Source organism: Nonomuraea sp. NPDC050451 (assembly GCF_044458585.1).
The window spans coordinates 1-20,417 of record NZ_JBITHZ010000040.1 but is presented as its reverse complement, the minus strand read 5'-3'; the positions used below and the strand labels follow the sequence as shown (position 1 = coordinate 20,417).

At 67.7% G+C, this 20,417-nt stretch carries 20 protein-coding genes and 2 pseudogenes; 10 read left to right on the top strand and 12 right to left on the bottom strand.

What is annotated here, in order from left to right; translation table 11 throughout:
• Positions 1-2: 2 nt before the first annotated feature.
• Positions 3-485, bottom strand: a complete 483-nt coding sequence (locus ACIBI9_RS56440; protein ID WP_397235689.1) for a GNAT family N-acetyltransferase — start codon at positions 483-485, stop codon at positions 3-5.
• A gap of 19 nt (positions 486-504) precedes the next feature.
• Between ACIBI9_RS56440 and ACIBI9_RS56435 the strand changes: the two genes are divergently transcribed.
• Positions 505-1,152: an HAD-IA family hydrolase gene (locus ACIBI9_RS56435; protein WP_397235688.1), complete on the top strand. Its 648-nt coding sequence runs from the start codon at positions 505-507 to the stop codon at positions 1,150-1,152.
• Here the strand turns inward: ACIBI9_RS56435 and ACIBI9_RS56430 are convergent.
• Positions 1,149-1,703, bottom strand: coding sequence for a DivIVA domain-containing protein (locus tag ACIBI9_RS56430; RefSeq protein ID WP_397235687.1), 555 nt, complete (start codon positions 1,701-1,703; stop codon positions 1,149-1,151). The two genes, ACIBI9_RS56435 and ACIBI9_RS56430, sit on opposite strands and share 4 nt — an antisense overlap.
• Before the next feature lie 262 nt (positions 1,704-1,965).
• Here ACIBI9_RS56430 and ACIBI9_RS56425 point away from each other — a divergent pair, with 262 nt between their 5' ends.
• The 5 genes from ACIBI9_RS56425 to ACIBI9_RS56405 all read left to right on the top strand — a co-directional run bounded on the left by ACIBI9_RS56425 (position 1,966) and on the right by ACIBI9_RS56405 (position 5,197).
• Positions 1,966-2,130 carry a hypothetical protein gene (locus tag ACIBI9_RS56425; protein WP_397235686.1) on the top strand — a complete coding sequence of 55 codons (165 nt, stop codon included), beginning with the start codon at positions 1,966-1,968 and terminating at the stop codon, positions 2,128-2,130.
• A 45-nt stretch (positions 2,131-2,175) separates the two neighbouring features.
• Positions 2,176-2,964, top strand: coding sequence for an RNA-guided endonuclease InsQ/TnpB family protein (locus tag ACIBI9_RS56420; RefSeq protein WP_397235685.1), 789 nt, complete (start codon positions 2,176-2,178; stop codon positions 2,962-2,964).
• Positions 2,965-3,052: 88 nt separating this feature from the next.
• Positions 3,053-3,784, top strand: coding sequence for an ATP-binding cassette domain-containing protein (locus tag ACIBI9_RS56415; RefSeq protein WP_397235684.1), 732 nt, complete (start codon positions 3,053-3,055; stop codon positions 3,782-3,784).
• Entirely contained in the window at positions 3,781-4,452 is a 672-nt protein-coding gene (locus ACIBI9_RS56410) for a hypothetical protein (protein WP_397235683.1), read from the top strand. Before ACIBI9_RS56415 ends, ACIBI9_RS56410 begins: the two co-directional genes overlap by 4 nt.
• A 37-nt stretch (positions 4,453-4,489) precedes the next feature.
• Positions 4,490-5,197: an SGNH/GDSL hydrolase family protein gene (locus ACIBI9_RS56405; protein ID WP_397235754.1), complete on the top strand. Its 708-nt coding sequence runs from the start codon at positions 4,490-4,492 to the stop codon at positions 5,195-5,197.
• 27 nt (positions 5,198-5,224) lie between these two features.
• Here the strand turns inward: ACIBI9_RS56405 and rlmN are convergent, their stop codons facing one another.
• Entirely contained in the window at positions 5,225-6,325 is a 1,101-nt protein-coding gene (rlmN, locus tag ACIBI9_RS56400) for a 23S rRNA (adenine(2503)-C(2))-methyltransferase RlmN (RefSeq protein WP_355379196.1), read from the bottom strand.
• Positions 6,326-6,429: 104 nt separating this feature from the next.
• Between rlmN and ACIBI9_RS56395 the strand changes: the two genes are divergently transcribed.
• Entirely contained in the window at positions 6,430-7,452 is a 1,023-nt protein-coding gene (locus tag ACIBI9_RS56395; protein ID WP_397235682.1) for a suppressor of fused domain protein, read from the top strand.
• Here ACIBI9_RS56395 and ACIBI9_RS56390 read toward each other — a convergent pair whose 3' ends face one another.
• The 6 genes from ACIBI9_RS56390 to ACIBI9_RS56365 all read right to left on the bottom strand — a co-directional run bounded on the left by ACIBI9_RS56390 (position 7,453) and on the right by ACIBI9_RS56365 (position 13,567).
• Entirely contained in the window at positions 7,453-8,292 is an 840-nt protein-coding gene (locus tag ACIBI9_RS56390; RefSeq protein WP_397235681.1) for a phosphatidate cytidylyltransferase, read from the bottom strand. It abuts the gene before it with no gap.
• 105 nt (positions 8,293-8,397) lie between these two features.
• Positions 8,398-8,955, bottom strand: coding sequence for a ribosome recycling factor (frr, locus tag ACIBI9_RS56385; protein WP_192790776.1), 558 nt, complete (start codon positions 8,953-8,955; stop codon positions 8,398-8,400).
• A 43-nt stretch (positions 8,956-8,998) separates the two neighbouring features.
• Positions 8,999-9,697: a UMP kinase gene (gene pyrH / locus ACIBI9_RS56380; protein WP_240777587.1), complete on the bottom strand. Its 699-nt coding sequence runs from the start codon at positions 9,695-9,697 to the stop codon at positions 8,999-9,001.
• A 205-nt stretch (positions 9,698-9,902) separates the two neighbouring features.
• Positions 9,903-10,736, bottom strand: coding sequence for a translation elongation factor Ts (gene tsf, locus ACIBI9_RS56375; protein ID WP_397235680.1), 834 nt, complete (start codon positions 10,734-10,736; stop codon positions 9,903-9,905).
• Between the two features lie 788 nt (positions 10,737-11,524).
• Complete coding sequence (rpsB, locus tag ACIBI9_RS56370; protein ID WP_397235679.1) at positions 11,525-12,472, bottom strand: 30S ribosomal protein S2; 948 nt, start codon at positions 12,470-12,472, stop codon at positions 11,525-11,527.
• Between the two features lie 486 nt (positions 12,473-12,958).
• On the bottom strand, positions 12,959-13,567 hold the full coding sequence (locus ACIBI9_RS56365; RefSeq protein WP_397235678.1) for an ArsR/SmtB family transcription factor: 609 nt from the start codon (positions 13,565-13,567) through the stop codon (positions 12,959-12,961).
• 485 nt (positions 13,568-14,052) lie between these two features.
• Between ACIBI9_RS56365 and ACIBI9_RS56360 the strand changes: the two genes are divergently transcribed.
• Positions 14,053-15,636 (top strand): MFS transporter, encoded by a 1,584-nt coding sequence (locus ACIBI9_RS56360; protein ID WP_397235677.1) that lies wholly within the window; start codon positions 14,053-14,055, stop codon positions 15,634-15,636.
• 71 nt (positions 15,637-15,707) lie between these two features.
• Here the strand turns inward: ACIBI9_RS56360 and ACIBI9_RS56355 are convergent, their stop codons facing one another.
• Complete coding sequence (locus tag ACIBI9_RS56355; RefSeq protein ID WP_397235676.1) at positions 15,708-16,883, bottom strand: epoxide hydrolase family protein; 1,176 nt, start codon at positions 16,881-16,883, stop codon at positions 15,708-15,710.
• A 290-nt stretch (positions 16,884-17,173) separates the two neighbouring features.
• Between ACIBI9_RS56355 and ACIBI9_RS56350 the strand changes: the two are divergent.
• Positions 17,174-18,073, top strand: a pseudogene (locus ACIBI9_RS56350) (murein hydrolase activator EnvC family protein); the annotation flags it as partial.
• 341 nt (positions 18,074-18,414) lie between these two features.
• On the opposite strand, the gene ACIBI9_RS56345 reads toward ACIBI9_RS56350, so the two are convergent.
• Together ACIBI9_RS56345 and ACIBI9_RS56340 are read right to left on the bottom strand one after the other, a co-directional pair.
• Positions 18,415-18,564: a hypothetical protein gene (locus tag ACIBI9_RS56345; protein ID WP_397235757.1), complete on the bottom strand. Its 150-nt coding sequence runs from the start codon at positions 18,562-18,564 to the stop codon at positions 18,415-18,417.
• A gap of 350 nt (positions 18,565-18,914) precedes the next feature.
• Complete coding sequence (locus ACIBI9_RS56340) at positions 18,915-19,778, bottom strand: tyrosine recombinase XerC (RefSeq protein WP_397235675.1); 864 nt, start codon at positions 19,776-19,778, stop codon at positions 18,915-18,917.
• A gap of 249 nt (positions 19,779-20,027) precedes the next feature.
• Here ACIBI9_RS56340 and ACIBI9_RS56335 point away from each other — a divergent pair.
• Positions 20,028-20,309: pseudogene (locus ACIBI9_RS56335) on the top strand (transposase); the annotation flags it as partial.
• Positions 20,310-20,417 lie beyond the last annotated feature (108 nt).

The following is a 20,417-nucleotide window of genomic DNA, read 5'->3' as shown; positions in this document are numbered from 1 at the left end:
GGTCAGAGGGGAAGCTCCAGCTCCAGCTCGTGCCGGATCGGGATGCCGTCGGCCTCCGCGGGGATGCCCGGCTTGAGCTTGCGCGCCCGGTCCACCCCGTTGCGGTGCAGGGCGATCAGGTCGAAACCGTACCGCTGGTAGAACCGCAGGGCGTGCGTGTTGTCGTTGGTGGTGACCAGCCAGAGCCTGGCCGCCCCGCCCCCTGCCGCGACGGCGCGTACCGCGTCCAGCAGCGCCGCCCCCACCCCCTGGCCCGGCATCACGGCGTCGATCGTGATGATCTCCACGGAGTCGCCACGCCGGGCGTACGTGATGATCCCGGCCAGTTCGCCACCGATCTCGGCGATGAAGCCCGGCTGCGCGGCGGCGTCGACCAGCTCGCCGCGGCCCAGGGCCACCACAGTCGAGCCACCCCAACTCCCGGTCAGCACCCGGGTCACGTTCGCGAGATCTCGCCGCTCGATGGGACGCACGGATATCGCCATGTACCTCATTATGAGATCTATGCGATGGGTAACGTTCGACTGCTTCGGAACACTTGTCGACTGGCGGCACGGCATCCGCACCAGCGCCGAGCTGATCGCGCCGGGTCAGGGGGCGCGGCTGCTGGAGGCGTACAACCGGCATGAACACGTCGTGCAGGCCGAGTCCCCGGCACTCCGCTACCGCCACGTGCTGGCCGAGGCGCTGCGCAGGGCCTGCGCCGACGAGAAGGTGGAGCTCAACGAGGACAACGCCGCGGTGCTGGGCACGACGCTCCCGTACTGGCCGGTGTTCCCCGACGTGGGCACCGAGCTGTCGAAGCTGCGCGAAGCGGGCTGGCGCCTGGCGCTGCTCACCAACTGCGACCGCGACCTCATCGCCGAGACGCGGCGGCGCCTGCCCGTGCCGTTCGACGCGGTGCTGACGTCGGAGGACGTGGGCGCGTACAAGCCGGCCGACGCGCACTTCGAGACGTTCAGGCGCTCGTACGAACCGGATCGATGGGTTCATGTGGCGCAGAGCTACTTCCACGACATGGTGCCCGCGCACCGCCTCGACATCCCGCGCGTGTGGATCAACCGCCAGGGCAACCGGCCCGACGACGAGGAGATCATCCAGCAGATGCTGCCCGATCTCGGCGGGCTGCTCTCCGTGGTCGAGAACGCCTAACGGCGCTGCTCCAGCACGTCCGCGATGCCGGCCAGGAAGGAGTCGACGTCCGCGATGAGGTAGCCGGACCGGAACAGCACGGTCGAGAACTTCGCCGCCCGCACCTCCTTGGCCGTCACCGGGAAGTCGGTCGTCCCGCGCAGGGTGGCCACGATGCGGTCCAGGAAGGCGTCGATCTCGTCCTCGTTGTAGCCGGTGCCCATGCGACCCGGGCGGAAGGCCACCCGTTCGACGCGGGCCGCCTGGGTCTCGAACCACTCCTCGCGCAGCATCTCGCCGGTCGGCTCGGCCATGGCCAGCCGTACCGGCCGCTTGGCCTGGGTTTCCAGCGCCACCACGAACGCCTCCAGGGCGAAGTCGACCGCGGTCTCCAGATAGCCGCCACGCTTGGCGCGGAAAGTGGCCCGTCGCACGTCATCTGCGCTGACGGGCTCCACAGCGGGCATGCCCCTGCCCAAGGTCGACTCGATCCGCCCGATCAGGGCGTCGACTTCGGCGGGGTCATAGCCTGAACGCATACCCATGACGCGTGGAAAGCGATTCAAGCCCACTCCTCTTGAGAACGTGCTGGGGTGTCTCCATCGATTTTGGCGCGAAGGGGACCGCCCGCTCTAGCTGACGGGGGGAATCCGCACTTCCTCCTGGGCTATTGTCGCTGCTGATCGATGCGCTGTGATCAAACAGGCTGATGTTGGGGAGGTGGGTGTGCGCAGGTCGTTCACATTCCTGTTGCGTCCCACTCGACACCAGGAGATCGCGCTCGCCGCGTCACGATCCGTTACGGAGATCAGTCCGGGGATCTGAAGCATATCCGTGCCGAGGACCCACGGGCAGGGCCGGTGGTCGTTCTCCTCCCAGCAGGCCATGCTGCGCCGCCTGGACAAGGCATTCGTGGCGTTCTTCAAGCGAGTCAGCGAGGGCCGTACGCCCGGGTTTCCGCGTTTCAAGGGACGTGGCTGGTTTGACACGGTGGAGTGACCCAAGGACGGGGACGGCTGCCGATGGGACTCCCAGTCCGGGCACTTGACCACGTTCGTTCGTCTGCAGGGCATCGGTCATGTCCGTGTGCACCAGCACCGCCCCGTCAAGGGCCAGGTGAAGACGATCAGCGTGAAGCGGAAGGGTCACCGCTGGTACGTCGTGCTGTCGTGCGCTGACGTGCCCACCGAGCATCTGTCCAGCACTGGCGCAGCCGTCGGGATCGATCTGGGCGTGGCGTCGCTCGTCACCACCAGTGATGGCACGCAGGTAGCCAACCCGCGCCACCTCGCCGCGATGGCCGATCGGCTCGCCACCGCTCAGCGGGATCTGGCTGGAAGAACACAAGGAAGCATGCGGCGGCGTAAGGCCGTCGCCAGGATCTCCCACCTGCACGCCAAGGTCCGTCGTCAGCGCGTCGACGATGCACACAAGACCGCACTTGCCCTGGTCCGCGGCTATGACGTGATCGTGCACGAGGATCTGAAGATCGCCAACATGACCCGCTCGGCATCCGGCACCATTGAGGCGCCCGGCACCGGCGTGTCCCAGAAGTCCGGCCTGAACCGAAGCATCCTGGACGCGGGTTGGGGGGTGTTGCTGACGATCCTCGCGCACAAGGCTGAAAGCGCCGGTCGAGAGCTGATTGCAGTGAATCCCGCCAACACCTCCCGCACCTGCTCGCGTTGCGGGCACTGCGCCAAGGAGAACCGCACCACCCAAGCCGAGTTCCGATGCGCGACGTGCGGCCATGAGGCACACGCCGACGTGAACGCGGCGATCAACATCTTGAGGGCAGGGCTTGCCCTTCGCAACGCTGCGGAAGCGGCCTAGCGAGAAGCCGCTCCCTTCGGGGATCGGAGGAGGCACTGTGAGGCTCTTTATGATGGCGATGCGACCCGACATATACGGTTACAGGACCATGCGTCTGTCCAAGGTCTCTTTCCGCTACCGAAGACGTGATCCTTTCGTCATCGAAGACGCCGACGCCCAGCTCGCCCCCGGCGACGTGATCGAGCTGACCGGCGTGAACGGTGCAGGCAAGTCGACGCTGCTCCGCCTCCTGGCGGGTCTCACCCGGCCCACGATCGGCACGATCGCCGACCGTCCCAAGGTGGTCGGCTTCGCTCCCGACCGCTTCCCGACCGCCCAGCCGTTCACGGTCACGGCCTATCTGCGCCACATGTCCCGGGTACGCGGTGGCGCCCGCTGGGAGCCGTGGGCCGAGCGCCTGAACATGGGCCACCTTCTAACCGTCGCCCTGGGTGAGCTGTCGAAGGGCAGCGCGCACAAGGTCGGGCTGGTCCAGGCGCTGATGTCGGAGCCGGGGCTGCTGATCCTGGACGAGCCGTTCGCGGGGCTCGACGTGGACACCCGTGAGGCGCTCCCTTCGATCGCGAGCGAGGTGGCGGGCCGCGGCGGCATCGTCATCGTCAGCGACCACCAGGGCGGCCTGCGCTCCCTGCCCGGGATGCGCCATTGGTCGCTGGTGGACGGCCGCCTCAAGGAGAGCACGACGGCACCCGGCCTCGAACCGGCCGAGGACAGGGAGACGGTCGTGGCCGTCACCGTGCCCGCGTCCGAACTCCATGACTTCCTCGCCAGGATGCGCGGCGAGGGTTACCCGACCCGCGAGATCGAGGAGTCCGGATGATCGCCCTGGCCACGTTCCGCCTGGCCGCCTACATCCGTTCGCACCGCATGTTCCAGGCGCTCCTCCTGGCCTTCGCCATGCTGGCGATCGTCTACGGCAGCCGGGCGCCGCGCGGCGGGGAGGCCTCGGCCCTCACGGACGGCGCCGTACTGATCATCCCCATCCTTGCCTGGGCGACCAGGAGTCTCCTCGACACCGAGCCCGACAAACAGCGCGAGTTGTCCGCGGTCCAGGTGGGCGGCCAAGGCAGGGAGGTGGCAGCGGGGTTGATGGCGGCGTTCGCGACGTGCGCGGGGTTCGCGGCGCTCAGCATGGGCGCGGCGCTCCTGCTCGGCGTGAGCCAGGCCCCGTCGCGTGGCGTGCTGGCCGCCGCCATCGTCCTGAACGCCCTGGCCGCGCTCACCGGTACCGCGCTGGGCGCCCTCACCAGCCGCGCGGTCGTCCGCTCCCCCGCGCTCTCGATCATGGGGCTGCTGCTCGGGTTCCTGGCGATGCTGCTGCTCAGCTCCTCGCCCCTGCACTGGCTCACCGTCCCGCTCATCGCCTGGATGAAGGCGGCGAACACGGGTCACCTCCTCGACCAGCTCCCCGAGCTCGGCGCCATCTCCCTGGTCTGGTGCCTGATCGGCCTGGGAGCGTACGTGTGGCTCCGGCATAGGGTAGGTTAGTGAGCACTCACTCACCCTAGAGGAGACGACGGTGAAAATGATCTGCCTGGGTGACAGCATCACCCGCGCACAGGTGAGCGCCGACTACGTGGCCATGCTGCGCTCGCGGCTGCCCGAGGCGAGCGTGATCAACGCCGGGGTCAACTACGAGCCGTCGTCGGAGACGGTCAAGCGGCTCGACGGCGTCGTGGGCCAGGACCCCGACGTGGTGACCGTACTGATCGGCACGAACGACGCGAACTCCACGCTCAGCGGGAAACTCCTCAAGACGCTACGCAAGCGCTGGAAGCTCTCCACGGACCCCGCCCCGGAGGCCTACGCCGCCAACCTCACCACCATCGCCCGCCGCCTCCAGGACGAGACGATGGCCCGCGTGGCGCTGCTCTCCCTGCCCGTCATCGGCGAGGAGCCCGACTCGGTCCCGGCGCGGCGGGCCGCCGAGTACAGCGAGATCGTCCGGCGGGTCGCTGCGGCCGAGGGCGTCACGTACCTGCCGCTCAACGAGCGGATGACGGCGTACCTGGAGGAGCAGGGCCGGGCTCCCGGCACCCGCTACCAGGCGGAGGGGCGGCTGGCGCAGACCGCCGCGATGCAGCGCTTCCTGCTCGGCCGCAGCCTGGACGCCATCTCCAGGGGCCGCGGCCTCCAGCTCACCACGGACAACATCCACCTGAACAGCAGGGGCGCCGCCATGATCGCCGACCTGATCGAGGGCTTCACCGCCCGCTCGATCGCGCCCCATTAGCCCGGGTCCCGCCCCTTGGGCGGGTGGTCATTCGGCGGCCGCGAGCTGGCCGCAGGCGCCGTCGATCTCGCGGCCGCGCGTGTCGCGTACCGTCACCGGCACGCCGTGGAACTCCAGCCGGCGCACGAACGCCCGCTCGTCCTCAGGCCGGGAAGCAGTCCACTTCGACCCCGGCGTCGGGTTGAGGGGGATCAGGTTGACGTGCACCAGCTTGCCCCGGACCAGCTTGCCCAGCAGGTCGGCCCGCCACTCGTGGTCGTTGATGTCCTTGATCAGCGCGTACTCGATCGAGACCCGCCGCTTGGTCTTCGCCGCGTACGCCCAGGCCGCGTCGAGGACCTCGGCCACCTTCCACCGCGTGTTGATCGGCACCAGCGTGTCACGCAGCTCGTCGTCGGGCGCGTGCAGCGACAGCGCCAGCGTGACGGGCAGCCCCTCGTCGGCGAGCTTGCCGATCGCGGGCACCAGCCCGACGGTGGAGACGGTGACGCCCCGGGCCGAGATGCCCAGCCCGTGCGGGGCGGGCTCCACGAGCCGCCGCACCGCCCCGATGACCTGCTTGTAGTTGGCCAGCGGCTCGCCCATGCCCATGAAGACGACGTTGTTCACCCGGCCGGGCCCGCCGGGCACCTCGCCGGCCGCCAGCGCCCGGGCGCCGGCGACGACCTGCTCGACGATCTCGGCGGTGGACATGTTGCGGGTCAGGCCCGCCTGACCGGTGGCGCAGAAGGGGCAGTTCATGCCGCAGCCGGCCTGCGAGGACACGCACATCGTGACCCGGTCGGGATAGCGCATGAGCACCGACTCGACCAGCGCCCCGTCGAACAGCCGCCACAGCGTCTTACGCGTGGTGCCCCCGTCGGTGGTCAGCTCCCTGACCGAGGTCAGCAGGTCAGGCAGGAGCGCGGCCAGCTTCTCGCGGGAGGCCGCCGGCAGGTCGGTCATCGCGCCGACGTCGGTGGTCAGGCGCTCGAAGTAGTGGCGCGAGAGCTGGTCGGCCCGGAACGCCTTCTCGCCCAGCTCGGTGACCGCGGCCCGCCGGTCGGCCATCGACAGGTCAGCCAGGTGCCGTGCGGGCTTGGCCCGCCGGGGCGCGACAAAGGTGAGCTGGCCTGGGGGCTGGGACACGTTCCTGCCTTTGCTTTGAGTGGCTGTCAATCAGGGTAATGAACGTTCGGATCGGAGGTGGCATTCCTCGCGTCATGGATACCCCGGATCTACAGTCATCTCGTATGGCGATTTTTCGGTCGGCATCTGGCGAGGGTGGCGCCGAGGTCGTTCTCGCCGCCGGTAACCCGTACGGCAGCCGGACGCTCGTGGTCGAGCGTGACGAGGACTCCTCGGTAGCTTACCTGTGCTCGCCCGGCGGCGCGGTGCACGGCGCCGTCTGGCTGGCCAACCATCGACCCGCCCCGGCGGTGGTCGACCTGGCCCGGCTCAACGCCGGCCTGCCGCCGCTGATGCCCAGGGCCAACACCCTCCACCCGGACGGCCGCAGGCCGCTCGGGCAGCTCACCGCGCTGTGGTTCGAGGAGGGGGACGGGGTCGCCCTGTACGAGGACGAGGAGCTGCTGGCGGTCATCCCCGGCTGGGCCGACATGAGCAGGGGCATGCCCGGCTACGCCCGCGACGCGGTGGGCGAGTCGCCGTTCGCGTGGGCGCTGTCGGAGGCGCTCGAAGGGTTGCAGCCCCGCATCTCCAACGCCAGGTCCTACTGGGACTGGCGGCACAGCGAGGGGTCGTGGCCGTCGTTCCAGCAGTTCGTGATGGGCCACCTGGACCGGGCGCTCGGTCCCGCGGGGCGCTATTGGGACGCCAGCGGCGAGCGGCTGCCGACCGTCGGCATCACCGAACGGCCGCCGCACCAGGGCCGCGCCTACACCGTGCTGTCCACGGTGGGGATGAGCTGCCAGCGCATGCCCACCGTCGAGCAGTGGATCGACAAGCCGGGGGCGTACGCCAGGATCGAGCTGGCCGTGGCCACCCGCGAGGACCCGCGCGACGCGGCGCTGCTGCTGGTGTGGCTGTCGCAGTATCCGTGGCACTCCGTCACGTGGCTCGGCCACGGGCACACGGCGAAGTGGTATCACGAGCCTTCGACGTTCCCGTTGGGGCCGCGGTACTCGGGGGTCCTGATGCTGGCCAACGCACCCCACATGCCTGACATGTCGGGATTCGCGTTCGGGGGTGAGGCCGTACGGTGGCTCTGGCTCTCGCCGGTCACCACCGAGACGCTGGAGGCGCAGCAGCGGTAGCTAGAAGAACAGCGTCATCAGCAGCCAGACCGGCACCAGCGTCGTCACCAGCGAGTCGAGCCGGTCCATCAGGCCGCCGTGGCCGGGCAGGATCGTGCCCAGGTCCTTGATGCCGAGATCCCGCTTGATCATCGACTCGATCAGGTCGCCCACGGTGGCCAGCAGCGCCGCGAGCCCGCCGATCAGCGCGCCCTGCCAGATGGCACCGTCCATCAGCCAGACCACCAGCCACGCCCCGACGGCCGTGCACGCGATCACCGACCCGGCGAGCCCCTCCCAGGTCTTCTTCGGGCTGATCGCCGTCATCTTGTGCCGGCCGAACAGCACGCCCGCGAAGTAGCCGCCGATGTCGCTGGCCACGGTCACCGCGATGAAGATCAGCACCCGGTGGTCGCCGTCGTCGGAACGCAACAGCATGGGCACGAACGCCGCGAGCATGGCGGGATAGAACAGCGTGAACACCGAGGCCGAGGCGTCCCGTACGTAACCGTCGGTCCCGTCGCTGAACATGCGCCAGACCAGGAGCACCAACGCGAACACCGCGAACGTGGCCAGCAGCCACACCGGCCCGCCCCAGTACGCGCCCGCCTGCATCGCCACCAGGCCCGCGAGCACCGGCACGGCGGGCACCTTGATCTCGCGGGTGGCGAAGGCCTTGATCAGCTCCATCACGCCGACGCCCACGGCCCCGGCGACCACCACGAGGAACAGCTCCTTGATCGTGTAGATCGTGCCGATGACCAGCGCGCCCAGGACCACACCGACCGCGATCGCGGCGGGCAGGTTCCTTCCGGTACGGCCGCCGCCGCTCGAGCTGGTGTCAGCCGTACGTTCTTCCACAGAGTTCTCCAAGAGCCACGGCCCCCGCCACTCGGGGCGAGGGCCGTTCAAGACCCGCTACCTGCGGCGGCCCGCAGGTCCAAGCCGCTACTTGCAGCGTGCCGCTCAGACTTCGAGCAGCTCGGCTTCCTTGTGCTTGAGCAGCTCGTCGATCTTCGCGACGTGCTTCTGGGTGAGGTCGTCGAGCTCCTTCTCGGCCCGCCTGACCTCGTCCTCCCCCGCCTCGCCATCCTTGATCATCTTGTCGAGGACTTCCTTGGCGGAGCGCCGGATGTTGCGTACCGACACCTTGGCGTGCTCGCCCTTGTTCCTGGCGACCTTGATGTACTCCTTGCGCCGCTCCTCGGAGAGCTCCGGGAACGTCACGCGGATCACCTGGCCGTCGTCGGTGGGGTTGACGCCGAGGTCGGAGTCGCGGATGGCCTTCTCGATGGCGCCCATCGAGCTCTTGTCGAACGGCTGGATGAGGACCATGCGCGCCTCCGGCACATGGAACGACGCCAGCTGCTGGATCGGCGTCGGCGTGCCGTAGTATTCGGCGTTGATCTTGTTGAACATCGAGGGGGTGACGCGGCCCGTACGGATGGTCGCGAAGTCCTCCTTCGCGACCGAGACGGCCTTGTCCATTTTTTCCTCGGCTTCGAGGAGGGTTTCGTCGATCACAGCGGCTCCCTGTCTTCTAGCTGGCGATATCGGGCTCGCTCCCTCATTTGCCTGCGGGACTCACCAGCGTGCCGATTTTCTCACCGCGTACCGCTCGCAGGATGTTGCCCTCGCCCATGAGGTCGAAGACCACGATCGGCAGGTCGTTGTCCTTGCACAGGCTGATCGCGGTGGCGTCCATGACCGCGAGGTCGCGGAGCAGCACCTCGCCGTAGTCAAGGTGGTCGAACCTGACCGCATCCGGATTTTTGCGTGGATCGGAGTCGTAGATCCCGTCCACCTGCGTTCCCTTGAGCAGCGCCTCCGCGCCGATCTCCAGGGCCCGCTGGGACGCCGCGGTGTCGGTGGAGAAGTACGGCGAGCCGAGCCCCGCGCCGAAGATGACCACGCGCCCCTTCTCGAGGTGCCTGATCGCGCGGCGCGGCAGGAACGGCTCGGCCACCTGCTGCATGGTGATGGCGGTCTGGACACGCGTCTCGACGCCCCGCCGCTCGAGGAAGTCCTGCAGGGCCAGGCAGTTGATGACCGTGCCGAGCATGCCCATGTAGTCGGCTCTGGCGCGGTCGATGCCTCCTTGCGACAGGGTGGCGCCGCGGAACATGTTGCCGCCGCCGACCACGACCGCGACCTGCACGCCTTCCTTGACGGCCTCGGCGATCGAATCGGCCAGATGATCGACGACCACCGGATCGATGCCCAGCGGCTCGCTACCGGCGAACGCCTCTCCTGACAGCTTCAGCATCACCCGCTTCCATCTGAGCGGGTTGTGCGGATTTTGAGATGAGGAAGCCGCCGTCCGTGTGGATTCGTGGGCTGGCTCCCGGTGGTCCTGCACGGCGGCGGCCTCCTTCGTTCGGTGGATCAGTCTGGGCTGTCGGCTTGCTCTTGCCTTGGCCGGGCGGCTCACCTTGACCGGTGAGCCTGCCTGGCCGGTGGCATGCCTAAGCCTAAGCCTGACCGACCTTGAAGCGGACAAAGGCCTGGACCTCGACGCCGTTCTCCTCGGCGTACTTGCCCACGCTCTTCTTGTTGTCCTTGACGAAGGCCTGCTGGAGGAGCGTGAAGTCCTTGTACCAGCCGTTCACGCGGCCCTCGACGATCTTGCCGATGGCAGCCTCGGGCTTGCCCTCCTCGCGGGTCATCTCCTCGAAGAGCTTGCGCTCCTTCTCGACCACGTCGGCCGGGACGGAGGCGGCCTTGAGGTACTGCGGGGCCATCGCGGCGGCGTGCTGCGCGATGTCCTTGGCGACCTCGGCGTTCGGCTTGTCGAGCTGGACCAGCACGCCGACGGCCGGCGGCAGCGCCGGGTCGGTCCGGTGCATGTAAGCACCGATGTAGCCGCCCTCGAGCACCGCGAACCGGCGGATCTCGATCTTCTCGCCGAGCGCGGCGTTGGCGATGTCGAGGTGCTCCTTGACGGTCTTGCCGTCGAAGGACGACTCGAGCAGCGACGCCACGTCGGCGGGCTTGGTCTCGAGGATGTGCGCCACGACCTGGCCGGCCAGCTCCTGGAAGCGCTCACCCTTGGCCACGAAGTCGGTCTCGCAGTTGAGCTCGAGCAGCGCGGCGGCGGAGTCGTCGTCCTGCTTGAGGGCGACCAGGCCGTTGGAGGCGGTACGGGCCTCGCGCTTGCCCACGTCCTTGGCGCCCTTGAGGCGCAGGAGCTCGATAGCGCGGTCGAAGTCGCCCTCGGACTCCTCGAGCGCCTTCTTGCAGTCCATCATGCCGGCAGCGGTGATTTCGCGAAGCCGCTTGACATCGGCCATGTTCACGGAAGCCATTGCTTTTCCTTGTGGGATTTCGTCGTCGTCGTGGATCAGGTGGGCAACGCACGCCTGCTCACCCTTGGTTCGTACGGCGGGCGCTTGCCGTACGGAAGCCTTTGTCTTGCGTCAGCCTCTGTCTTGCGTTCGGGGCCCGGCTCGCCTGGCATACTGCCCAGCCTCGCCCTGGCTTACCATCCTGGACCATCACCAGCCAGCACCGACGCCACCCGGCCGGCCCGCCGCGCCCGGTTCGGGCGAACCCGCCCTCCCCGGCCCGGCCGACCACCCTGGCCCGCTGAACTATCCGGTCCAACCTGGCCCGGCCACCCGCCCCGGTCACCCGGAACGGCCCGGCTCACCACCGGCCCGGCCTACGACCCAACCCTGGATCGCACCCCAGACTCGGCTCACAACCCCAGCCCGGACCCCAGACCCCAGCCCTGAGCCTCAGCCTTGGACCTCGACCTCAGCCTCGGCCTCAGCCCTGAGCCTTGAACCTCGACCTCAGCCTTGAACCTCGACCTCGGCCCGGCTCGGCGGCCCGACCCGGCTCTTGGCCCTTGCCTGGCTGGGAAACGTCCTCACCCGGGCGATCACTCACCCGGCGAGGCCGCGGCCCCTCGCTCAACCGTTCACTTGTCTTCGTGGCCCGTTCCTTGCCCGATCACGGCAGGACCAGGGAGATCCCTCGTCCTGCCGTTCCGTTCATCGGAGCAAGGCGCGCGCCCTGCCTGGTGGACTCTTCACCCACCCGACCGGGACGGGCCCGTACCTGGGGAACCCCGGGTACGTGAGCGCAGACGTCAGGCCTGCGGCTCGGCCTCAGCCTCGGCAGCGGCCTCAGGAGCAGCCTCAGCCGCGGGGGCGGGAGCCTCAGCCTCGGCAGCCTCAGGAGCAGCCTCGGCGGCGGCCTCAGGAGCGGCCTCGGCGGCGGCCTCAGGAGCGGCCTCAGGGGCGGCCTCAGCCGCGGCGTCGCCGGTGCCCTGCTCGATGAGCTCACGCTCCCACTCGGCCAGCGGCTCGGCGGCGGCAGGCTTCTCGTCACCGCGGGCGGCGCCGGAGCGAGCCATCAGACCGGCCGCGACACCGTCGGCGACGACCCTGGTCAGCAGACCGACGGCGCGAATGGCGTCGTCGTTGCCCGGGATCGGGTAGTCGACCTCATCGGGGTCGCAGTTGGTGTCGAGGATCGCGACCACAGGGATGCCAAGCTTCTTGGCCTCGCTGATCGCGATGTGCTCCTTCTTGGTGTCGACGACCCACACCGCGCTGGGCACGCGGCCCATGTCACGGATACCGCCGAGCGTGCGCTCGAGCTTGTCCTTCTCGCGACGGCGCATGAGGAGCTCCTTCTTGGTGAGCCCCGAGCCCGCGACGTTGTCGAAGTCGAGCTCCTCGAGCTCCTTCAGCCGCTGAAGCCTCTTGTGCACGGTGGAGAAGTTGGTGAGCATGCCGCCCAGCCAGCGCTGGTTGACGTACGGCATCCCGACCCGGGCGGCCTGCTCGGAGATGGCCTCCTGAGCCTGCTTCTTGGTCCCGATGAACAGGATGGTGCCGCCGTGGGCGACGGTCTCCTTGACGAAGTCGTACGCGCGGTCGATGTAAGAGAGCGACTTCTGCAGGTCGATGATGTAGATGCCGTTGCGCTCGGTGAAGATGAATCGCTTCATCTTCGGGTTCCAGCGCCGGGTCTGGTGACCGAAGTGAACGCCGCTCTCAAGCAGCTGTCGCATGGTGACGACGGGGGCCATGTGCTGGTCCTCCAGGTCTTGGCGCCCTGCGGGAGGGCGCGGTTCTCGGTTGTGCCGCAGCAGCGCGTCGTCTGCCGCCCTGATGCCCCGAAACCCCGCCAGCCGGGCACATGGCCCGGACCGATGGCGCGGTCCGCAGTGGGGCATGCGAAGTCGGCCTGTGGTCACAGGCCACCGAAAAGTCTACCTCCCACGCCAGCCCAGCCTGACCGTGAACCGTCAATGAGACATCCAGCTCTCTGCCCCCACACCCACCCCACCACGATCATTCAGGCATCCAGGCACCAAACACCATCAGCACCTGACACACCAGGACCAACACCGGTCGGCCCGGTAACCCAACGCGCCCTCGACCAAATTCACACAGAAAGCCGCGGACCAAACCCACACCTCAGCCCAGCACCAAAGCACAGTCCCGCACGCCCACCGCCGCCCGAGTCAGGCTCTCTACCCATCCTTTCCGGAGACACGGCCCGTAGCTCCACATCACCCAGCCGCGTCGTGATCCTCGGTAGGCAGCCCCGGCGTCGGCCTCTTCGCGACCGGGAAGAGGTTCAGCTGCACTTCGGCGATCCTGGCCTCGCGCGGCGCGTCCTTTTCGTCGCGATTGGCGATGAAGTACGGCTCGACCAGCTTCTCGATCGACTCGTTGAGCCGGGCCAACTCCTCTGGGTCGACCCTGATCCGCATTCGGTTGAACCGCGTGACATCCCGCCACTCGTCAGGCTCACCCTCTGTGGCGGCCAGCGCGCGATCCGCCTCTTCATTCGCCTCCCGGCGGAACGCCAGCATCAGCGTCACCTTGGCATCCCGTACGTCCGGCTGATCGCCCGGCTTGACTCCGACGCTGATCGGCTTGTTCACGCTCTTCCACAGCCGTTCCCTGCCATCGCCACGCGGCGGCGCGTCCTCCACGAACCCGTACTTGGCCAGCATGCGCAGGTGATAGCTCGCGGCACTGGGCGTGATCCCCGCGATCTCCGCCACTTCAGTGGCAGTCGCACTGCCCTCGAGACCCAGCCGATTGAGGATCATCAGGCGCGCCGGGTGGGCCAGCGCCCGCATCGCCCTGGGATCACTGAGCCCCTCACTCATGGCGCCAAGGTTACCCGCCCCAAGATCTGAAGCATTGCCTTCATAACTATGAAGGGTTATCTTCACAGTTATGAAGCATTCCCTTCACAACTCTGCCCGCACCACCAAAAGCACCCACGCCACGCCAGCCGACCCCGCCGACGGCCAACCGATTCCTCCAGCCCCCGCTCCCCATTGCACAACACCACCCCTCAAGCCAGTCCCACCGCCACAACGCCGACCCCATCACCATCACCCGCGATCACCCCCACCCACCCCACGAAGACGCCAACCCAGACCGCATCCCCGAAAACCCATATCCAGCCCGAAGGCACGACGACCCAACCGGCCGTCACTCAGCTCAGTTCACCCCGCCAGCCAGCCACCTCCGGGACCGCAGGGCCATGACCACCGAGCCCCCAGCGCCATTGACCCAGACCCCAGCGCCATTGACCGAGACCACGGGACCACTGACGGAGACCGCAGGGCCACTGACCGAGGATCGAATGCCTGACCGCAACCTCACCAACGCAACCGGCGCACCCGACCACAATCTCGCCACCAGCAACCACGCCCCCGACCACAACAACCACGCCTCCCGTGGGAGCCACATCCCGCAGCGCCATACCCTCAACCACAAGCACGCGGCTCATAGCGGCGCATCCGACGACTCCAGCGCCGGCCCGAGCCACCACAACCACGCAGCCGGTGATGGCACTTCGGACAACCCCGGCTCCACTCCAAACCCCCACAACCGCGACGACCGCAGCTCAGACGCACCCATCCCACTCAGAAACCAGCGCGACTACCGCTTCCTCTGGGCCGCCCGGACGATCTCCGTCACCGGCTCGGAGGTGTCCAAGCTGGCCATCCCCTTGACCGCGGTAACCCTGCTGGCCGCCTCCCCCTCCCAGATGGGGCTGCTGACGGCCGCCGCCTCGGTGCCCGCCCTCGTGTTCGGCCTCCAGTCAGGCGCCATCGCGGATCGGCTCACCCGGCACCGCCCCCTCATGATCGCCTGCGAACTCGTATCGTGCGCAGCCGCCGCCACAGTCCCCGTGGCCTGGCTCCTCGACCTCCTCAGCGTCACATGGCTGATCACCGTGGCCCTGGTGATCGGCGCAGCCGGCGTACTCTTCAGGGCGGCGAACTTCCCCTATGTGGCGGCAGTCGCCGCGCCTTCCCAGCGAACCGAGGCGATGGCCGGCTTGCACGCCTCCTACTCGGTCGCGTCGGTCAGTGGCCCCAGCCTGGCCGGCCTCCTGGTTCAACTCTTCACGGCCCCGCTGGCCGTGTTGGCGGAAGCATTGTCGTTCCTGGCCTCAGCCCTCCTGCTCCGCGCCATCCGCACCCGGGAGAAGAACGAGCCGGCAACCTCCCGAGGCATGTGGAACGACGTCATGGAGGGCCTGCGGACCAGCGTCACCCATCCCGTGCTCCGCGCTCTCCTGGGCGCAGGCGTCACGATCAACTTCTTCGCCATGGCGTACACAGCCATCTACATGCTCTACATGGTGAACACGCTCAATATCCCCAAGCCCCTGATAGGCGCCCTCATCGCCCTGAGCGGCCTTGGCGGCATACTGGGCGCCTGGGTCACGGCCCGCCTGTCCAAGCGCTACGGCGAGAACCGCGTTCTGCTCATCTCGGTGCTCTTCTTCCCCATCGAAATCCTGGCGGTAGGCCTGCTGACCGGCCCTCTGTGGTGGAAACTCTCGCTGCTCGCCCTGACCGGAACGATCACAGGTGGCATCGTCGTGGCCTTCGCCACCTGCATGGGCGCCATCACCCTGCGCGAAACCTCCCCAGAGCTTCGCGGCCGGGTGAACGCCACCATGACTTTCGCAGTGCAGGGCGTCCTGGCCCTCGGCGGCATAACCGGAGGCGTCCTCGCCGAATTCATCGGCTTGCGCCCGGTCATCCTCATTTGCGCAGCAGGCATAGCCCTGAGCACTGCCTGGATCTGGACATCCCCCCTACGCACTCACCGCCACCCACACCCCGCCCGCCTGGCGAAACCCAGCAGCAACCCGTCCCCATCCCAGACCCTGAACTCCTTGATCGCTTCCAAACGCCACACTCCTCGCTGACCCACCGCCCCTCAGGCGAAGCCCAGTCCGGCACAGACGAACAAGAGCGAGAGCGAGTCACGCGCGTTTGATCACTTCAATCCCCCGAAGAAGACCCGCAGGTCCGCCGCCAGAATCTCCGGTGCCTCCATGGCGGGGAAGTGTCTGCCCCGCTCATACTCGGTCCAGTGAGCCTCGGCCGGCGGGTTGACCAGCTTGCGGACGGTGGGATCGGCACCGAACACCGCGAATCCTTGCGGCAAGGCCGGCGGCGTACCCCAGTCGGAGGAGTGGGCCTGCTCGTACAGGAAACGAGCGGCGGAGATGCCAGAGCCGGTGAACCAGTAGAGGCTGGCGATCGTGAGAAGCTGCTCCCGGTCATAGGGCAGGTCGGTTGACCGTTCGAAGCTTTCTGCGATCCACCCGAGCTGCCCGGCGGGCGAGTCGTTGAGCAGGTAGCCCATGGTCTGGGGGCGGGTGTTCTGGATCGCCAGGTAACCGGAGCCGTCGGCGCGGAACTCTGCCATCCGCTCCAGGGCCGGCCGGTCGACCGGGTCTGCCGGGTCGAGCCTGTCGGCCATCCCGGGCAGGAACGTGGCCGTGGCCGCCGCCGTGTACGGATCGGTCACCACGTGAAGGCCCACGACATGCTCGCCATCGAGGCCGGCCACCGCGCCGGAGACACCGGCGCCGATGTCGCCACCATGCAAGCCGTATCGGTCGTAACCGAGCCGCCGCATCAGCTCGACCCAAGCCCGAGCGGTACGGCCCATCGCCCAGCCGGTCTCACCTACCGGCGTGGAGAAGGCGAAGCCGGGTAGCGACGGGACCACCACATGAAAGTCCTGCCGCAGGTGTTCGATCAGCGTGGTGAACTCGGCGAACGCGCTGGGGTAGCCGTGAGTGAGCACCAGCGGCAGAGCGTCGGGGTTGTCGGAGCGGACGTGCAGGAAATGGATCCGCTGCCCGTCGATCTCGGTGATGAACTGTGGGTACGCGTTGAGCCGCGCCTCGGCAGCGCGCCAGTCGTACCTCTCGGCCCAATACGCAACCATCTCCTTCAGAAACTCCAGCGGCACCCCGCGACTCCACCCGATGCCGGGTAGCTCATCCGGCCAACGGGTCCGGGCCAACCGGACCTTCAGGTCATCGACGTCGGGCTGAGGGACAGCAATGGTGAACGGCTGAATCTCCATCTGATGCTCCTTGTCGGCTTGAGTGTTCGCCACGCTAGGAGCCAATGCGGCACATTTCCTTCCGCTATCCACGCCGATTCAGCACATGCGATCCACCCAGCAACTATCGCCTCGACAAACCCCGGCCGGTGCGAGGACAAGCCCACCCGATGTCCCACGCACGCGCCCCACCCAAGACCGCACGTGTCCACTCCCGCAGACCTACACCAGGCCAGAACCGGCTGCCTCATCATCGCAGTTCTTGATCCCGCCCCAAGCCGCCAACCCGCCAGTTATCCACAGCCCACAAGCTCCTCACCCGCTCCTCCCCAGAATCCCGTTCGCCTCCCAACCACCCCGACGCGTTCAACCAAACTCGCGCCATGACCTCTCCCCCTCCCACCTCCGCAATCGACCCGCCAGCGCGAACAACCGTCCTCACGTCCCCAGAGGTGCCCAACCACTCCACAGAGCCCAACACCGGCCACCCCAACGGCTCCTGCATCTTGGGCAACCTCCGCCAAGCCCCTCACCCCAACACAACGCCCAACACCCGCAGAACAAGACGGGCCACCCCACCACCGCTCAGCCACCACTCCCCGAGACCAGCCCAAGGCGCCACATCATCTCCGGCCCACCCCGTCCTCAATCCGCCCCTCCAAGACGCACCACCCCGCGCTGGTCAAGCCCTCACACTCAGGCAAGAAGCCACACCACCCCGCACTCACCACACCCTCGCGCCCGCACCCGCACCCGCACCCGCACCCGCACCCGCACCCGCACAAGAAGCCACACCACCCCGCGCTGCGCAAGCCCTCATAGCAAAGTCCCGCACTCGATATGCCCTCGCGACAGCCCATGGCGCCCTGACAACACTGCTCTTCGCCGCCGCCGCGATCCTTCTTCTCCCCGCTCCCCCGGCAAGAGCATCTCCACCCACATGGCGCTGGCCGCTCGACGGGCACCCCCGCGTGCTGCGCCGCTTCACCCCACCGCCCGAGCCTTGGCTTGCCGGACACCGCGGCATCGACCTAGCCGCTCCCGTATCCACCCCAGTCCTGGCAGCCGGCCCCGGCACAATCCGCTTCGCCGGCCCCGTAGCTGGAAAAGGCGTGGTCACCATCGAGCACGAGGGCGGCCTCCGCACCACGTACCTCCCCGTCAAAGCGTCAGTACGTCGAGGCCAACCCGTCACCCCGGGATCCAAGCTCGGCGTCGTAGAAGCCTCACCAGGCCACTGCCCCGAGTCATGCCTGCACTGGGGCCTCCGACGCGGCACCCATTACCTCGATCCCCTCCTACTCCTGGGCCAGGCCCCCCTCCGCCTCCTCCCCTTCTGGCTCGAAGACGAGAACCCCGTAGTTGAGCACTTCCCACGGGAGGTTGACGAGCTCGAGCACCGTCTCCGGCCACCAGACGGCGAGATCACCAGACCTCTCACCACACAGCCACGAAGCTCCCCAACTGCCCTCACCCCAGCACCACCGGCAACGCCAAAGGAGCCGGCCGCCCTGGCCACCAACCCCGCCACCCTCACTCTGATCAGCTACGCCACCCCGACCACCCTCACCTTGATCGCGCCAGCCACCCGCACCCCGCCCCCCGACACCTCATCGCCAAGCAGTCACAACAGCGCACCAAGCCAGCGCCACCCTTTGGCAGCCGCGGACTTCTTCACTCCCACCACCTCGCGCCGGAAACACCGCCCCACTCCCCCCACCACCACGTTCGACTTCCTGACCCGCTCGGCCTCGACCACCACGACATCCGCCATCGGCCTCGGCACGCTGCTTGGGATGGGTCTCCTACTCGCAGCCCTACGCAGCCACAGACGTACTCGAACGAACCACCGCCCACGGAGAAGGGGCCAGCACCGCGCCACCGCGGGAGAGGAGCAAGAGCCCGAGAACACCAGCGCCCGGCATCGTGATGAGAAGCACTCATCGCCCAGCAGCCCCACGACCACCAACACGAAGCCCGGCCGCCACCGCAAAACCGCGACCAACAGGAATTAGAAGATCACCCAGCGACGCGCGACAGTCACCAGCAGACGCGCCGCCCTATCACCAGCATCAGCCAATCAACCATCGACCCACTCGATGACTTGATCGTCTCCCTCCCTCATCAGGCCCTCGGATGAGCCTGACGGTAAGCCGCACGCAGACGCTCGATCGAGACGTGCGTATAGATCTGCGTGGTGTTCAGAGACGCGTGCCCAAGCAGCTCCTGAACACTCCGTAGATCCGCACCGCCTTCAAGCAAGTGGGTCGCCGCACTGTGCCGCAACCCATGCGGCCCCATGTCCGGAGCCCCATCGACCTGAGCCAGCCGCGCATGCACGACCCGCCGAACGGTCCCCGCATCGATGCGGCCACCCCGTACCCCAAGGAAGAGCGCAGCCCCTGACCGCGCCCGCACCCACAACGGCCGCCCGTGAATGCACCACCTGTCCACCGCCCGAAGAGCAGGCAGCCCAAACGGCACAGACCGCTCCTTCCGCCCTTTGCCCAGGACCCGGATGACATGCCGGTCCCGATCCACATCATCGACGTCGAGCGCACACAACTCACTCACCCGCACACCGGTGGCGTACAGCAGCTCGAGAAGGGCCTGATCTCGAAGTTCCTTGGGTTCCCCAGTCGAGGGCACCTCCAGGACGGCCTGCGCCTGCTCCTGAGCAAGAACAGCCGGCAACGGCCGAGCCGCCTTCGCGCTACCCAGCAACAACCCCGGGTTGGTCGCAAGCCAGCCGCGGCGGCAGCAGTAGGCGGTAAAGGTACGAATGCAAGCGGTCCGCCGCGCCAGCGTAGCCCGAGCCTTCCCCGCCCGATACTGCCCAGCCAGCCACTCGCGAAGCACCCCGATATCAAGTCCTTCCAGCTGTCCATCCACATGATCGAGCAAGGAGTTCACGTCAGTCAGGTAGGCCCGCACTGTGTGCTGCGAGAGATCCCGCTCAAACCGCAGATGCCGCCCGAACTCTGCCACCACCTCTTCACGCCCGACACCCCCACTCATCCCAGAACCCCCATCTCCAGATCACTCCCACTGCTAACTGCCAGGCCATGGCAAGCAGAAAACTTCACCGTCCCCACTCAAGCTCGCCCTCATCCCAAGAACAACCCATAGCCACTCACATCACCACAACTCTCAAGCACGAACCAAGCCATGACCGCATCAACGGACTGAATCGCCCCGGTTTCGGTGGAGACTTGATCTCTTGAGAGGATCGAGTCCATGCCAGGTAAGTCTCCCTACCCCGCCGAGCTGCGCCGTCGAGCGGTGCGGATGGTCGCCGAGTTGCGACCGGATTACCCGACCGAGTGGGCCACGATCAACGCGGTCGCGACCAAGCTCGGCATCGGCACCGCGGAGACACTGCGCACCTGGGTCCGTCAGACCCAGATCGACGAGGGCAGCCGGCCCGGCCGCACCACCGACGAGTCGGCCGAGCTGAAGCGGCTGCGCCGCGAGAACGCCGAACTACGCCGCGCCAACGAGATCCTGAAGGCCGCGTCGAGCTTGTCACCTAAAGTGTGTAAAGTCCTACTCTGAGTAACGAAGAGTGCTCTTTATCTGATTTACTTGATCCTTCCCGGATAAGCGATCTCGAGCTCGTTGAGCGCT

What these genes read in the sequence shown, in the direction of transcription:
- ACIBI9_RS56440 (WP_397235689.1), bottom strand. Translation starts at nt 485, where the DNA reads ATGGCGATATCCGTGCGTCCCATCGAGCGGCGAGATCTCGCGAACGTG.
- ACIBI9_RS56435 (WP_397235688.1), top strand. Translation starts at nt 505, where the DNA reads ATGCGATGGGTAACGTTCGACTGCTTCGGAACACTTGTCGACTGGCGG.
- ACIBI9_RS56415 (WP_397235684.1), top strand. Translation starts at nt 3,053, where the DNA reads ATGCGTCTGTCCAAGGTCTCTTTCCGCTACCGAAGACGTGATCCTTTC.
- ACIBI9_RS56410 (WP_397235683.1), top strand. Translation starts at nt 3,781, where the DNA reads ATGATCGCCCTGGCCACGTTCCGCCTGGCCGCCTACATCCGTTCGCAC.
- ACIBI9_RS56405 (WP_397235754.1), top strand. Translation starts at nt 4,490, where the DNA reads ATGATCTGCCTGGGTGACAGCATCACCCGCGCACAGGTGAGCGCCGAC.
- ACIBI9_RS56395 (WP_397235682.1), top strand. Translation starts at nt 6,430, where the DNA reads ATGGCGATTTTTCGGTCGGCATCTGGCGAGGGTGGCGCCGAGGTCGTT.
- pyrH (WP_240777587.1), bottom strand. Translation starts at nt 9,697, where the DNA reads ATGCTGAAGCTGTCAGGAGAGGCGTTCGCCGGTAGCGAGCCGCTGGGC.
- tsf (WP_397235680.1), bottom strand. Translation starts at nt 10,736, where the DNA reads ATGGCTTCCGTGAACATGGCCGATGTCAAGCGGCTTCGCGAAATCACC.
- rpsB (WP_397235679.1), bottom strand. Translation starts at nt 12,472, where the DNA reads ATGGCCCCCGTCGTCACCATGCGACAGCTGCTTGAGAGCGGCGTTCAC.
- ACIBI9_RS56365 (WP_397235678.1), bottom strand. Translation starts at nt 13,567, where the DNA reads ATGAGTGAGGGGCTCAGTGATCCCAGGGCGATGCGGGCGCTGGCCCAC.
- ACIBI9_RS56360 (WP_397235677.1), top strand. Translation starts at nt 14,053, where the DNA reads ATGCCTGACCGCAACCTCACCAACGCAACCGGCGCACCCGACCACAAT.
- ACIBI9_RS56345 (WP_397235757.1), bottom strand. Translation starts at nt 18,564, where the DNA reads ATGGCGGATGTCGTGGTGGTCGAGGCCGAGCGGGTCAGGAAGTCGAAC.